The organism is Emcibacter sp. SYSU 3D8 (genome assembly GCF_039655875.1).
Classification (GTDB): Bacteria; Pseudomonadota; Alphaproteobacteria; order SMXS01; family SMXS01; genus RI-34.
This window is the reverse complement of record NZ_JBBYXK010000008.1, coordinates 1-14,361: the sequence shown is the minus strand read 5'-3', so window position 1 is coordinate 14,361 and position 14,361 is coordinate 1. Positions and strand designations below refer to the sequence as shown.

The 14,361-nt window shown below is 65.3% G+C and carries 12 protein-coding genes; 8 read left to right on the top strand and 4 right to left on the bottom strand.

All coding sequences use genetic code 11. The features are described 5' to 3' along the window. The first annotated feature begins 284 nt into the window (after nt 1–284). From WJU21_RS18720 to WJU21_RS18710, 3 genes are read left to right on the top strand one after another with little or no spacing between them, the layout of a single operon-like run. On the top strand, nt 285–1,946 hold the full coding sequence (locus tag WJU21_RS18720; RefSeq protein WP_346324993.1) for an AMP-binding protein: 1,662 nt from the start codon (nt 285–287) through the stop codon (nt 1,944–1,946). Next, a complete protein-coding gene (locus WJU21_RS18715; RefSeq protein WP_346324992.1) occupies nt 1,943–3,127 on the top strand; it encodes an acyl-CoA dehydrogenase family protein in 1,185 nt (394 codons plus the stop codon). The genes WJU21_RS18720 and WJU21_RS18715 overlap by 4 nt, the downstream gene beginning before the upstream one ends. 19 nt (nt 3,128–3,146) lie before the next feature. After that, complete coding sequence (locus tag WJU21_RS18710) at nt 3,147–4,196, top strand: acyl-CoA dehydrogenase (RefSeq protein WP_346324991.1); 1,050 nt, start codon at nt 3,147–3,149, stop codon at nt 4,194–4,196. Here the strand turns inward: WJU21_RS18710 and WJU21_RS18705 are convergent. The 3 genes from WJU21_RS18705 to WJU21_RS18695 form a co-directional block, all read right to left on the bottom strand. Beyond that, nucleotides 4,193–4,981 (bottom strand): enoyl-CoA hydratase-related protein, encoded by a 789-nt coding sequence (locus WJU21_RS18705; protein ID WP_346324990.1) that lies wholly within the window; start codon nt 4,979–4,981, stop codon nt 4,193–4,195. The genes WJU21_RS18710 and WJU21_RS18705 overlap by 4 nt on opposite strands. A gap of 3 nt (nt 4,982–4,984) precedes the next feature. Beyond that, the gene (locus WJU21_RS18700) at nt 4,985–6,349 is read right to left on the bottom strand and encodes an aromatic ring-hydroxylating dioxygenase subunit alpha (protein WP_346324989.1); all 1,365 of its coding nucleotides are present in this window, start codon (nt 6,347–6,349) and stop codon (nt 4,985–4,987) included. A gap of 134 nt (nt 6,350–6,483) precedes the next feature. Then, complete coding sequence (locus WJU21_RS18695; protein ID WP_346324988.1) at nt 6,484–7,755, bottom strand: cytochrome P450; 1,272 nt, start codon at nt 7,753–7,755, stop codon at nt 6,484–6,486. 119 nt (nt 7,756–7,874) lie between these two features. Between WJU21_RS18695 and WJU21_RS18690 the strand changes: the two genes are divergently transcribed. From WJU21_RS18690 to WJU21_RS18670, 5 genes are all read left to right on the top strand, one after another. Beyond that, nucleotides 7,875–8,138, top strand: a complete 264-nt coding sequence (locus tag WJU21_RS18690; RefSeq protein WP_346324987.1) for a DksA/TraR family C4-type zinc finger protein — start codon at nt 7,875–7,877, stop codon at nt 8,136–8,138. Nucleotides 8,139–8,271: 133 nt separating this feature from the next. Further along, nucleotides 8,272–9,267, top strand: coding sequence for an MDR family oxidoreductase (locus WJU21_RS18685; protein WP_346324986.1), 996 nt, complete (start codon nt 8,272–8,274; stop codon nt 9,265–9,267). A 104-nt stretch (nt 9,268–9,371) separates the two neighbouring features. Next, nucleotides 9,372–10,727 (top strand): MFS transporter, encoded by a 1,356-nt coding sequence (locus WJU21_RS18680; RefSeq protein WP_346324985.1) that lies wholly within the window; start codon nt 9,372–9,374, stop codon nt 10,725–10,727. A gap of 60 nt (nt 10,728–10,787) precedes the next feature. After that, nucleotides 10,788–12,035 (top strand): cytochrome P450, encoded by a 1,248-nt coding sequence (locus WJU21_RS18675; RefSeq protein WP_346324984.1) that lies wholly within the window; start codon nt 10,788–10,790, stop codon nt 12,033–12,035. 69 nt (nt 12,036–12,104) lie between these two features. After that, a complete protein-coding gene (locus WJU21_RS18670) occupies nt 12,105–13,358 on the top strand; it encodes a cation:proton antiporter (protein WP_346324983.1) in 1,254 nt (417 codons plus the stop codon). A 75-nt stretch (nt 13,359–13,433) separates the two neighbouring features. Here WJU21_RS18670 and WJU21_RS18665 read toward each other — a convergent pair. Continuing rightward, on the bottom strand, nt 13,434–14,361 hold a 928-nt coding region (locus WJU21_RS18665; protein WP_346324982.1), incomplete at its 5' end, for an SRPBCC family protein.

Sequence of the window (14,361 nt, the reverse complement as noted above, 5' to 3'; positions counted from 1 at the left end):
TCGCTCCCCGCTGGTTCCGGGTTTCCGGTAACCGTTCAGGATCCTCGCCGTGGGCACCTGTACACCTCGCCCGAGCGCGGCCCTGCCGCTGAATATCCGGCGATTGTCGTCAAACATCAAGATATTGCCGGATCGGCTCCCTAGGATCAGGCTACCGGGATCTCATGTTTCGCGCGGGTGGGGGTGAGCGGTCGCCTGCTGCGGTCTGATTGTCGCGCGTAGCCAAGAAACGGATACCGGTCCACGATAGGTTGGGGCCGAACAGCGACGGGGAGCGAGGGCTGGTGGACGAGCAGACATCAAGGCGCGATGCGGGCGGATGGACGGTGCGGTGGAATCCGGCACGGGCCGAACAATGGGTGAATTCCGGCGACTGGCTGAACCGCACCATCGCCGACGACGCGGCGGCACTGGCGGGCGCCGCGCCCGACCGCGTCCAGATGATCGACAACGACGTGGCGCTGACCCGCGGGCAGTTATACGAGCGCGCCCGGCGCCTGGCCGGATGGTTTGTCAGCATCGGCCTCGAACCGGGCGCGGTGATCTCGTTCCAGCTGCCCAATTGGTGGGAGGCGGCGGTGATCAACCTGGCGGCGGCGATGACCGGCGTGGTGGCCAATCCCATCGTGCCGATCTATCGCGATGCAGAAGTTGGCTACATGCTCAACGAGGCGCGCACCCGCGTTGTCTTCGTGCCCCGGATGTTCCGCAACTTCGACCATGCGGCGATGATGGCGCGGCTTGCACCCTCATTCGATGCGCCGCCGCTGCTGGTGACAGTGCGTGACCGCGCCGAGGACTTTTTGTACTTCGAGGATCTGCTGGACGGCCCGCCGCTCGCCGAGGCGCGCAAGGTCGATCCCAATGCGGTGAAGCTGCTGATGTACACCTCGGGCACGACCGGCCGGCCGAAGGGAGTGCTGCATTCGCACAACACGCTGAACGCGGATTCGCTGAAGATGACGGCGGCCATGGGGCTGGGATCTGGCGACCGGACCTTCTCACCGTCGCCGCTGACCCATATCAGCGGCTATCTGTGGGCGTTGAACGTGCCGTGGACCTGCGATGTGCCGGTGGTGATGACCGACGTCTGGAACGGCGCCCAGGCGTTCGACGCGATCCGGCGCCATGGCTGCTCGTTCATGCTGGGCGCGACGCCGTTCATGCAGGACCTGGTCGCGGTGGCGCGCGAGCGCGGCGAGACGCTGGACAGCCTGCGCTATTTCCTGTGCGGTGGGGCGTCGGTGCCGCCCAGCCTGATACGGGAGGCGGCTGCGTGCTTTCCCAATTGCGTCCCGTTCCGCGTGTTCGGCGCGACGGAATCGCCGACCATGACGCGTGGCCCGTCCTCGCGCGACGATCTGGCGCCGGCCGCCGAGACCGATGGGCGGCTCTACCGCTGCGACGTGAAGATTGTTGATCCGGTAACGGGTGCACCGGCGGACGACGGTGCGGAGGGCGAAATCCTGTCGCGCGAGCCGAGCATGGCGCTGGGCTATGCCCGTCCGGAAGACAATCTGGATGCCTACGACGATGACGGCTTTTTCCGCATGGGCGACCTGGGCCGGTTGGTCGAGGGCGATCATCTGGTCTGCACCGGCCGCAAGAAGGACCTGATCATCCGGGCCGGCGAGAATATCAGCGCGCGGGAGATCGAGGATGTGCTGTTCGGCGACCCGGCGATCGACGAGGTTGCGGTGGTGTCCATGCCGAGCGCACGGACCGGCGAGGCCATCTGCGCATTTGTGGTGCCTGTGGCGGGTGCGGCCGTCGACCTGGCATCGGTGGCGGCGCTGGTCCGCGACGCGGGCCTTGCGCGGCAGAAAACACCGGAATGCGTCATCGTCGTGGACGAACTTCCCAAGACCGCTTCCGGCAAGGTGCGCAAGGACAGACTGCGCGAGATGGCGGCCGCCTACGCGCGGGAACGGGAAGCGACGGCATGAAGCTGGACTTCTCGCCCGAAGACGAGGCCTTCCGGCAGGAGGTGCGCGATTTCATCGCCGCCAACCTGCCGCCCGCGCTGGCGCGGCGCGAGGCGATGGGTTTCCACAACGACCGGGCGACGGTGGCGGCATGGCAGACGGCGTTGCACCGGCGCGGCTGGACGGCGCCGGGCTGGCCGGTTGAGTTTGGCGGCACGGGCTGGTCGCCGGTGCAGCGCTACATCTTCGAGCGGGAGTGCGGGCTGGCCAATGTGCCGGAGATCTGCCTGATCGCGTTGTCCATGGTGGGGCCGGTACTGTGCCGGTTCGGTTCGCCGGAGCTGCGCGACAGGTTTCTCGGGCCGATCCTGAGCGGTGAATACTGGTTCTGCCAGGGCTTCTCGGAGCCGGAGGCCGGGTCCGACCTGGCAAGCCTGCGGACCCGCGCGGTGCGGGACGGCGGCGACTATGTCCTCAACGGCCACAAGATCTGGACCACCGACGCCCACATGGCGGATTTCATGGTGTGCCTGGCGCGCACCGATCCGGAGGTGAAGCCGCAGGCGGGACTGTCGATGATCATCGTGCCCATGACTGCGCCGGGCGTCACCATCCGGCCGATCGAGACCCTCGACGGCGACCATCACGTCAACGAGGTGTTTCTCGATGACGTATGCGTGCCAGTGGAAAACCTGATCGGCGAACCCAACAGCGGCTGGACCCAGGCGAAATTCCTGCTGGAGCACGAGCGCACGCACAATGCCTATGCGGGCATGCTGTGCCGCTATGTGGGGCGCATCCCGGCGCTGATCGAGGCCGAGCGTGACAATGGCTTGCCACAGGCGCAGGCGATGGAATTCCGCCGCCGGCATGCGCGGCTCGCCATCGACGTGGACGCGCTGGAATGGTCGGTGCTGCGGGTGCTGGCCGGCGAGTCCAGCCCGGCGCTGGGCGCTGCGGCGTCGGCGCTGGCGGTGCGGGGCGCTCGATGCCTGCTGCGCGCCGCCGACCTGGAAATGGCGATCCTGGGACCGCAGGCGGCGCCCGCCTTCCGTCCGGAGGAGTCCGCGCCGCTGCCTGCCTTCGCGCCGCCGGCCGCCGCGGGCCGCACCACGCAATATCTGTACTGGTGGGCGGCAACCATCTTCGGCGGGTCCGACGAGGTCCAACGCACCATCATCTGGAACACGTTGTTCCGTTGAGACAACGCTGGAGGCGAGATTGGATTTCACCCTGAACAGCGAGCAGGCCATGCTGCGCGATAGCGCGCGGCGCTATCTGGCCCAGGAGGCCGGGGCGGGCTGGCACGGCTATGCCGAACTGGGCTGGCTGGCTATCGCTGCGCCCGAGGATGCGGGTGGCCTGGGCGGCTCGGTGGCCGACCTGGCTGTCCTTGCCGAGGAGATGGGACGGGCGCTGTCGCCCGATCCTTTCATCGATGGCGCGGTGCTGGCGACCCGCCTGGTCGACCGGTTGATGGCAGGCGATGCACGGACCGCGCTGCTGTGCGAGATGATTGCCGGCTCGCGGCGGCTGGCGCCCGCCCTGTACGAGCCTGGGAGCAGATATCAACTGGTGCCGCGGCTGACTGCCGAACGCGATGGAGGCACTTACCGCCTGTCGGGAACCAAGCTGCTGGTGATGGGGGGCTCGGGGGCCGACGACCTGCTGGTCACGGCGGCGCTCGGCGGCGGCGTGGGGCTGTTTCTGGTGGGCCGGGAACAGGCGGGCGTCGATTGCCGGGATTACAGGACGGTCGACGGCCGAGACTGCGCCGATTTCCGGTTCGATGTGGCTGTCGCCGCCGACAACCTGCTGTCCCCTGACGCATTCGATGTCATCGAGGACGCGCTCGACGAGGCGCGGCTGTGCCTGTGCGCCGACATGCTGGGCGGTATGGACAACGCCATCGAGATGACCGCCGAATATCTGAAAACGCGCAGCCAGTTCGGCCAGAAGCTGGCGAATTTCCAGGCGTTGCAGCACAGCGTGGCCGACCTGTTCATCGACGCGGACAGTGTCCGCTCCAGCGTGCTGCGCGCAATCTCGGCGTTCGGGCGTGGCCGTGCGGAGCGGCGGAAGGCGATCTCGGGCTGTTGGGTCAACACCTTCGAAACGGCGAAACGGGTGACCGGCATGGCCGTGCACCTGCACGGCGCCATCGGCTTCACCACCGAATATCGGGTCGGCCATTATCTGCGCCGGGCCATCGTGTCCGAGCGGCGTTTCGGCGACGTGGAAACCCATCTTGCCCGCTACATGGAGGATTAGGTCCCGGTGAACACCGGTGGACGCTTTTCCAGGAAAGCCAATACGGCCTCGCGGTGATCGTTTGACGCCATGGTCAGCGCCTCGAGGCCGATATGGGCCTCGGTGCTGGCGATGGCCTCGCGGCACAGCGCCATGTTGATGGACCGCTTGGTGGCGCGGATCGCCAGGATGGCGCCGCTCGCCAGCCGGTCCGCGTAGCTGTCGACTGCGGCATCCAGCGCCGTAGGCGGTACCGCCTTGTGGATCAGCCCGATGGCGGCAGCCTCGGTCGCGGACAGCGCCTCGCCGCTCAGCAGGTGATGACGGGCGCGGGCGTAACCGATGAGATGCGGCCAGATGAGCGCGCCGCCATCCCCGGCAGACAACCCGATGCCCACATGGGGGTCGGCGATGCGCGCGATGTCGGCCGCGATCACCACGTCACAGAGCAGGGCAAGCGTGGCGCCGAGACCCATCGCATGACCATTGAGGCGGGCGATCACCGGCTTGTCGAGCGCCAGGAGGGCGTGAACGATGTGCGGTGCGCGGGACATCAGCGTCGAACGCAGCGCCGGGTCTTCCGTGGCGCGTTTCATTTCCTCCAGGTCGGCGCCGGCCGAAAACGCCTTGCCGGCGCCGGTCAGCACGATGACATCGCTGCCGTCGTCGCGCGCTACGTCGTGGAAGATATGGGACAACTCGTCATGGAGCGCCCGATTGACCGCGTTGAGCGGCGGGTTGTCCAATGTCAGGGTGAGAATACGCCCGCGCCGGCTCGCGGCGATATGCCGGTACGCCCGGTACATGGCTCAGCGTTGCCGGGTAATCGGCGGCGTGTCGTGGGGGTCCTTGAGGAAGCGTCGCAACACCCGGTGGAAATTGGAGATGGCGCGTTCCTGCACCGGGTTGGTGCGCTCTCCCTTGAAGCCGCGCGAGTGATAGCCTTTCTGGACCTCGGGGATGTTGGCGAAATCCTGCTCGTAGATCAGGCCCCAGTCGCCGTCGCGCCAGTCGGTGAAGAACTGGCGCTCCAGCGGCGGCTCCTTGCCCGGTGCGTAACGGACCAGCGACCAGACATCGAAGATGCAGCTTTCCGGGTCGCGCCCGTTGGGCCGCATCCGGTACCACAGCACGCCATCGATCATGCCGTGCAGGAAGATCGTGTTGGGGAATACGTGCCAGTCCAGACCCGAGCTTTCGATGTATTCGGGCGTCAGCTCCGCCGGCCAGCCGGCGCCGTCCTGGATGGCGGCCTCGACCTGGAATTCCGCCCACTTGGCGAGGGTGTCGAGCGGCGGCGTCTCGGGCGGCACCTCGTCGCGCACCCGCATGGCAGCGGCATAGTTGCGCTCGGACAGCATCGCCTTCAGCGCCACATTGTAGTGCTCGGCGAAGGCGACGATGTGTTCCTTCATGGGCGGTTCGGGGCGCGCCGGCAGACGGGGTGAGCGGCTGAACGGCATGGCGCCGTCGGCCTCGAACCACATCTGCGCGTGGCGGCCGAACTCGCCGCTCTTGGAGTAGTCGTTGGTGAATTCGAGCAGCTGCGGATGCGCCTGCTGGACGTGGTAGAACTCGTTGAAGAAGCCCAGCACGGTCTTCCAGTTGGCCGGCATCACCACGGTCTTGTACCAGCGGTAACGCAGCTTCTCGAATTCGAACTTCTCACAATAGCGGGTGACCGGCGCGAGGAAATCGCTCAGCGGGTCGGCGTCCGAATCCATGTTGATGAAGATGAAACCGCCCCATGCGTCGCACCGGACTTCGGACAGGCGGATGTCGTCGGGATCGAGGCAGTTTCCCCAGTCGGCCTTGTCGATGACCTTGATATTGCGGCCGTCGAGACCGTAGCGCCAGCCATGGAACGGGCAGGCGATCTGGCGCGTATTGCCGTGGCCGGACAGCAGCCGCCGGCCGCGGTGCGGGCAGACGTTGTGATACGCCCTGATCCGGTCGTCGGCCGAGCGGATGACGATGATCGAATCGTCGACGATGTCGTAAGTGACATAGTCGCCGACCTGAGGCACTTCCTCGGCACGGCAGGCGATCTGCCAGACATGGGGCCACAGGCGGTCGGCCTCCAGCTCGGCGAAATCCCGCGCGTAATAGACCTCCTTGGGAACGAAATCGTCGCGAACTTCGTCGGCGGCATAGCGCTCGGTGCCGTCGCTCATGGGCGTTCTCCAGTCAGGCCGGTCCATCACATGACGGACAAACTAGAGACGAACAGGGGCACCGATCTTGATATGCCGCGACAAATTTGGCTTATCCAGCGACAGGCAGCCGGCCGCCAGACCGGCTCGCCGCTTTACGCCTTCGCCGGATCGAAGCGCACATGTATCTGCTTCAGGGCGCGGAGCCAGAAGCCGGGGATGTGCGTGTAATCGTCCTTGTCCGGAACCGGGCGGAGATTGTCGAGGCGGTCGAGCAGGGTGTTCCACGCCAGATTCTGCTCGAAGCGGCTGAGCGCCGCGCCGGGACAGATATGCTCGCCAATGCCGAAAGCCAGGTGGGCGGACGAAGCGCGGCGGTTCAGATCGGGCCGGTCCGGATCCGGGTAGCGTTCTGGATCGCGGTTGCCGGCGCCGTAGCGAACATGAACCACGGCGCCCTTGGGGATCTCGACGCCGCGCAGACTGGTGTCCTCGGCGGCGATCCGCATCAGGCCCTGGGTTGGTGACTCGATGCGCAGCGCCTCCTCGACGAAGATGCGCACTTTCGAGCGGTCGGCCTTGAGTTCGGCATAGATGTCCGGATAGCGGAACAGCAGCCACAGGCCGCTGGCCAGCGCGAAGGTGGTGGTCTCGTTGCCGCCGGTGAGCAGGTGATCACTGATGCCGATCACTTCGGCATCGGTCAGCTTGCGCGTCTCGCCGGTGAGCGGATCGTCATAGTCGCAGGTCGCGAGGTGGCTGATGACGTCATCGGTCGGGTTGGCGCGCTTCTCCAGCGCGGTTTCGTGGATGTAGTGCTGGAACTCGATATGGGTGCGGACGCACTCCTTCTCCTCGTCCAGGGTCAGGCCGCGCGACCAGGGTTTCACCCAGGCGGCGGACCAGCGCTTGAGGCGCGGCAGGTCGACACGCGGGAAGCCCAGCGCTTCAGCGATAATCGCCATGGGCAGCGGCTCGGCGAACTCCTTGATGAATTCGATCTCGCCCTTGTGGATCCAGTCATCGACCAGTTCGTCGATGCGAGCCTGCACCAGCGCCTCGCGCTTGCGGACGGCACTGGCGGTGAAGTAGCTGTCGATGAGGGCGCGGAACGAGCGGTGCTCGGGCAGGTTGGTCGACAGCGGCATCAGGCGCGGCCAGCCTTCGGTGTGATACAGCGCCTGCGCCTCGGGGTGCTGGATCAGCGTCTCCTGCGCCTCGGCGGAATAGTCGTTGGGAAAGCCGACGGGGTCCTTCAGCACCTTGTCGAGGTCGTCGTATTTGGTGACGATGTACATGTCCAGGTCGGCCATATGGTAGACCGGCGCATCGCGGTGCAGGACCTTGTAGGCCTCGAACCAGTTCTCCTGGACGACCGGATCCATGAAGTTGATGTCCTGGGGTTTGGAGAACGGGCATTGCGACATGTGATCTGCTCCTTGGTCGAGCGGCCAGTATAGAGCGCCAACGGACATTGACCAGAGTTGGAATGCCGCGCGCCGAACCCCATCTATCGAGAGTACATTTCCAAGCGCCGGAGGACACAATGGCGAACGGCTGGGCGCGTGACGGTGCAGTTCAGGATCAGATCGACGATACGGTGAAGGACGCCGTCCAGCATGCGCGGGCGCGGCTGCCGGCGGGCGAAAGCGAGACTCATTGCGTGATCTGCGGCGATGAAATCCCGGAGCGGCGGCGCGCCGCGGTGCCGGGGGTGAAGACCTGCGTCCACTGCCAGTCCGAGCGCGACAAGCGCCCGTCTAACCAGGGTTTCAACAGGCGCGGCAGCAAGGACAGCCAGTTGCGATAGCGACCGCCGGCAATTGCTCCGGGGGAAAATCATACCTTCTGAATTATCCGAATAAACGGTGCAGGCATGGACATCGGGCGCGGCTTGGGCCAGCGTACGCGCCTAACCATTCATGGCTGACAGGAACAGAGACATGGCGAAGATGCACGCGCTGCTGTCGCGGCTGGGCGACGACAAGCAGGTTGTGAGCGACGTGGTCGAGATGGACGATTCGGCGCTGCCCGAGGGCGATGTCACGGTCGACGTCGAATACACCACGCTCAATTACAAGGACGGCATGATCCTCACCACGGGCGCTGGACTGGTGAAGTCCTGGCCGCATGTGGGCGGCATCGATCTCGCCGGCACCGTGACGTCATCGGACGATCCGCGGTTCAAGGCCGGAGACCGGGTGACGCAGAACGGCTATCGCCTGGGCGAGCTTGTCTGGGGCGGCTATGCCAGCCGCGCCCGGGTGAAGGCAGACCATCTGGTGAAGCTTCCCGACACCATTTCCACCCGGCAGGCGGCCGCAATCGGCACGGCGGGTTATACCGCCATGCTGTGCGTGCTGGCGCTCGAGAAACACGGCGTCAAGCCGGGCATGGGCGAGGTGCTGGTGACCGGCGCCGCAGGCGGTGTGGGCAGTGTGGCCATCGCCATCCTGAAACAACTGGGCTACGAGGTGACAGCTTCGACAGGCCGTCTGTCGGAGGCGGATTACCTCAAGAGCCTGGGCGCGGACCACGTCATCGAGCGCAAGGAGATCTCGGAGGCGCCGGATCATCCGCTGTTGCCCGAACGCTTCGCCGGCGTCGTCGACACGGTGGCCGGGCCGACCATCGGGCATGCGCTGTCCATGCTGAAATATGCCGGCGCGGCGGCGGTGTGCGGCCTGGCGGGCGGCGTCACCCTGCCGGCCAGTATCCTGCCGTTCCTGCTGCGCGGCATTGCCGTCTACGGTATCGATTCCGTCATGCTGCCCATGGCGCCGCGCCAGGAAGCCTGGCGTCGGCTGGGCACGGACCTGCCGCTCGGCAAACTCGAGAGCACCACCTTCAATGCCCGGCTCGAGGATGTGCCCGAACTGGCGAAGGAGATTCTGCAGGGCAAGGTGCGGGGCCGCGCTGTCATTGCGCTCCAGCGTTAAAAGTCATGCTTGCCGGTAGATCGCCGGTGATCTAGTTTCGCGCGAGGTTTCCACAGGGTTACATTCGCCGCCCGCGGCGATGCCGCGACGGGGAAGGTTTCCGAATGAGCGACCAGGCGAAGTCACCGACGGCGGAACAGCCGTGGCCGAACCAGACCTACGCCTGGTACGTGGTCATCGTGCTGTATTTCGGGGCGGTGATCTCGTTCCTGGACCGGCAGATCATTGCGCTCGTCGTGGCCGACATCAAGGCCGACCTGGGCCTGACGGATTTCGAGATCGGACTGCTGCAAGGGCCGCCCTTCGGCATCTTCTACGCGCTGATGTCGGTGCCCATCGCGCTGATGGCGGATCAGCGCAGCCGGCGCAACATCATCATCGCCGGGGTGACCTTCTGGAGCATGGCGACAGCGGCCTGCGGCATGGCCTCGCAGTTCGTGCATCTGTTCCTCGCCCGCATCGGCGTGGGCGTCGGCGAGGCCACGCTGGGGCCGTCGGCCTATTCCATCATCAGCGACTACTTTCCCAAGCGGAAGCTGGCCATGGCGATGAGCGTATTCACCATGGGCAACCTGACGGGGGTGGGGCTTGCCATGGTGCTGGGCGGGGCGCTGATCGCGGCATTGAAGGATGCGGGAACGCTGCATCTACCGCTGCTGGGCGACCTGAAACCCTGGCAGGCGGCCTTCGTTGCCGCGGCCTTGCCGGGGCTGATACTGGCAATGCTGATGCTGACGGTCCGCGAACCGTTGCGGCGGGGCCGGACCTCGGAGGTTGTGGATAGCAAGCAGCAGATGGCCGAGTTCGTGGCCTTTGTGCGGTCTCACAAGGGAACACTGACGACCCTGTTCATCAGTTACTCGATGCTCGTGCTGGTCGCCTACGGCAACTTCTCGTGGATGGTGGTGTTCTTCTCGCGCAGCTTCGGCTGGACAGCCTCGGAAGCCGGGTACGTCTACGGCATGGTGGTGCTTGTCTTCGGCACCTCGGGGGCGTTCTTCGGCGGCTGGTACGCCAGCTGGCTGGACAGGCGCGGATATCGTGACGCACCGTTCCGGGCGACACTGATCTGCGCCATCCCGACCGCGCCGGTCGCGGCAGGCGTGTTCCTGTTCGCGCCCGATGCCTGGTGGGCGGTTGCCTGCCTGGCGCTGTGGCAGTTTCTGGCTGCCGTTCCCGCAGGACTGAGCGGCGCGGCGATGATGTCGATCACGCCGAACCAGATGCGGGCCAAAATCTCGTCATTCTACCTGTTCGTGAGCAACATCGTCGGGATCAGCCTGGGCGCGACTTCGGTGGGATTCCTGACGACTTATGTGTTCAAGGACGACCAGCTGCTGCCCTGGTCGCTGGCGGTGGTGAACTGCGGATTGCCGCCCGTGGTATGCGTATTGATGTATCTCGGCCTCAGGATGTACCGGAAGAGCCTGGCAGATACCGAGGCGGCGACGGCTGCATAAGAGACTGGAGCCGCGCGGCGCGCGCGCTATCATGCAGTCAATCTCGGGGGAGGTAGTCTCATGAACACGCAGCCGGCCATGCCGTTCAACCTGATGGACCGGGATGTGCAGCAGTGCCCCTATCAGGCCTACAACTGGTTGTTGAACAATGCGCCGGTCTACCGGGATCCGAACACCGGGATGGTGATGGTGACCGGCTACGACCTGCTGCGCGAGATCGTGCGGGATCCCGTCACCTATTCCAGCGACCTGGACTGGATCTCGCTGCGGCCGGGCGGCGTGCCGGCGCGGAGCGAGGCGCTGCTGCGCGAGCAGGGTTTCAAGCAGTATCCTTCGCTGTCGCGCATGGACGACCCGATCCACAAGTCAAAGCGGTCGCTGGTGGACGCGGTGTTCGCCGGTTCCCGGATCAAGAAGATGACTCCGGACATCGACGCCATCGCCCACGAGCTTATCGACGCATTCGTCGATCGGGGTGCGTGCGAGTTCATGCGCGAGTTCGCGTTTCCGCTACCGTGCATCGTCATCGCCGGACAGATCGGCGTGCCGCGCGAGGACATCCACCTGTTCAAGGAATGGTCGGATGCGTCCATGTCGCGCATCTCCAACATGCTGACCGACGAGCAGGACTACGAAGCCGCCAAGCTGCTGGTCAATTCCCAGCATTACATGAAGGCTATCGTCGACAAGCGCCGCGCGGCGCCCGAGGACGACATCATCTCGGGACTGATCCATACGCCGTTGCCGGAGGGCCGCTATCTGGACGATGCCGAGATTCTGTCCATGCTGGGCGAGATCCTGGTGGGCGGCAACGAGACGACCACGAGCGCGATCGGCGCCGGCATGAAGATCATGCTGGACCGGCCGGACGTGGTGGACCAGCTTCGGGCCGAACCGTCGCTGATGAAGAATTTCGTCGAAGAAGTATTGCGCCTGGAGACACCGATCCAGGGCCTTTACCGGGTCACGACCAAGGATGTGGTGCTGGGCGGCGTTTCGCTGGCGAAGGGCACGCCGATCAACATGCGCTGGGCGGCAGGCAACCGTGACGAGGCCATGTTCCCGGCCGCCGAGGACATCGACCTCAAGCGCAAGAATGCTGGCGCTCATGTGACATTCGGTTCGGGAATCCATCACTGCCTGGGCGCGACCCTGGCGCGGGTCGAGATGGCATCGTCGTTCTCGGCGATCATGGAACGGATGGAGGATTTCCGGTATCCGGCAGGTTTCGAGGGTGTCACCTACCTGCCCAGCCTGCTGCAACGAACCATCATCAAGCTGCCGATCACGTTCCGCAAACGGCATTAGCCGGCGGCTCGCGCGCAACTTTCTGCGTGTCCAAACGGAACCAGACGTCCCCGGAATCCATTCCCGTGGATGAACCTTTACGCTCTGTTCCTGGCGTTCGTCGGCATAGTGGTCCTTGCCGCGGCCTGGCTGCCCCTGCTGCTGCGGCGCCTGCCGCTGTCGCTGCCGATCATCTGCGTACTGCTGGGCTACGGCGTGTTCAGCCTGTTTTCTCCGAGCCGGCAGCTGCATCCCATTTCCTATCCGGACCTTGCCGAGCGGCTAACCGAACTGGTGGTCATCGTGTCGCTGATGGGGGCGGGGCTGAAGATAAAGCGCCGGATCGGCTGGCGCGAATGGCTGCCGACATGGCGTCTGCTGGCCGTCACTATGCCGCTCTCCATCCTGGGCATGGCGATCACCGGCTGGTGGCTGCTGGGGCTTGCGCCTGCGGCGGCGATCCTGCTCGGCGCGGTGCTGGCGCCGACCGATCCGGTGCTCGCTTCGGATGTGCAGCTTGGGCCGCCGGGGTCAGAGCAGGAAGACGAGACGCGATTTGCCCTGACATCGGAAGCTGGGCTCAATGACGGACTCGCCTTTCCGTTCACCCATCTGGCGTTGGCGGCGGCGGCCGTAGCGGCGGGCGCCGGCCTTTCCGACGAGCTCACCAACTGGGTAGCCTACGAGGTGCTCTGGAAAATCGCAGCGGGCATCGTGGCAGGCTATCTGTCCGGCCAGTTGTTCGCGCGGCTGATGTTCAGGTTGCCGATGGCTGCCCGGCTGGCTGCCGGCGGCGACGGATTCGCCGCCCTGGGTGCGACATTGGCGGCTTACGGCGTGACCGAACTGGTTCACGGTTACGGCTTTCTGGCCGTATTCATTGCCGCGATCACGCTCCGGCGCACCGATGCAGGGCACCAATATCACGCCCAGCTGCATGATTTCGCCGAACAGATCGAGCGCCTGTTGATGCTGCTGGTGCTGGTCGTGTTTGGCGGCACCATCGCCGCGGGCATGCTGGAGCCATTGACCTGGCCGGCGGCAATCGCCGGCATGGCGTTCATCTTCGTCATTCGCCCGCTTTGCGGTTGGATCGGGCTAGCCGGGCTGAAGCAGCCGAGGAAGGAGAAGATGATGATCGCGTTCTTCGGTATCCGCGGTATCGGCTCGTTCTATTATCTCGCCTATGCGCTCAATCATGGAACGTTCGATAACGCCGAACTGCTTTGGGCGCTTATCGGTTTCGTGGTGCTGATGTCGATCGTGGTGCACGGCATGACCGTCACGCCGCTGATGGACCGGCTTGACGGGCGGTCGTCCAGCGAGCGGGATCCACGGCAATAAACGTCAGGGACCGGGCATCGAAGGCCCGGTCCCTCACCTTGGAAAGATCAGTCGGCGAAACCGTGCCGACCGCCCTCAGCGTCCCGGCGGCTTGCCGTCGAGATAGTCGTGCAGCACTTCATGGAAACGCCGGACGCGGGTTTCCTGCGCCGCCAGATACGGCTCCTGATAGCCGCGCGAGCGCCAGCCGGCCTGCTGGCCTGGGCTGAGGCCCCAGTCCTGGAACACCACCCGGTCGCTCAGGTCGGCGACGGCCTCGGGGCCCGAATAGACGCGGAAGTCGTAATCGGCTTCCTTCATCGCCAGCGTGGTCTGGGTGAGGCGGCCCCGGTAGGAGTCCTTGGCCGGATAGGCGAATTCCCACAGATCGAAATAGCACTTCTCCGGGTCGTCAGGGTGCGGTTCCCAGCGGAAGAATCCCATGCCCTCGGCATTGGCGCCGAAGGCGATGTTCGGGAACACCACGCCGAACGGGCTTTCCGTCATCTCCTCGTCGGTCAGCCGGGCGAAATGGTCATAGCCGCGGTCCGGTCCCAGCTTGCGCTTGGCTTCCTTGAGATCGATCCATCCCTGGGTGACCTTTTCCTCGAAGGTCGCATAGCGGTCCGGATCGATGTCCCAGGCGCGGAGCTGGTCGTCGAACGGGTGCGGCACGCCCTCGGGCAGCCGGTCACGCAGCGACGGGCGGCCCATCTGGATGATGCGCGCGTGGCCGTTGGGAAATATCTCGTAGCGCGAGGTGAAATGGTCCTGGTCGATGATCGGCGCCACCTGCGGATGAGCGGTGCGGGTGTGATACGATTCGTTGAAATTGTCCGACGAGAACTTCCAGTTGCAGTTCAACTCGACGCGCACCCAGAGAATGCGCACCAGCTTCTCCAGGGGAAAGTTCCTGTGGATGTCCGGGATCGGCTCCAGGTACTTCAGCAGCGGCGGCGCGTCGTTGTCCATGGTGTACCAGACGAAGCCGCCCCAGGTGTCGACCCGCACCTCGATCAGGCGG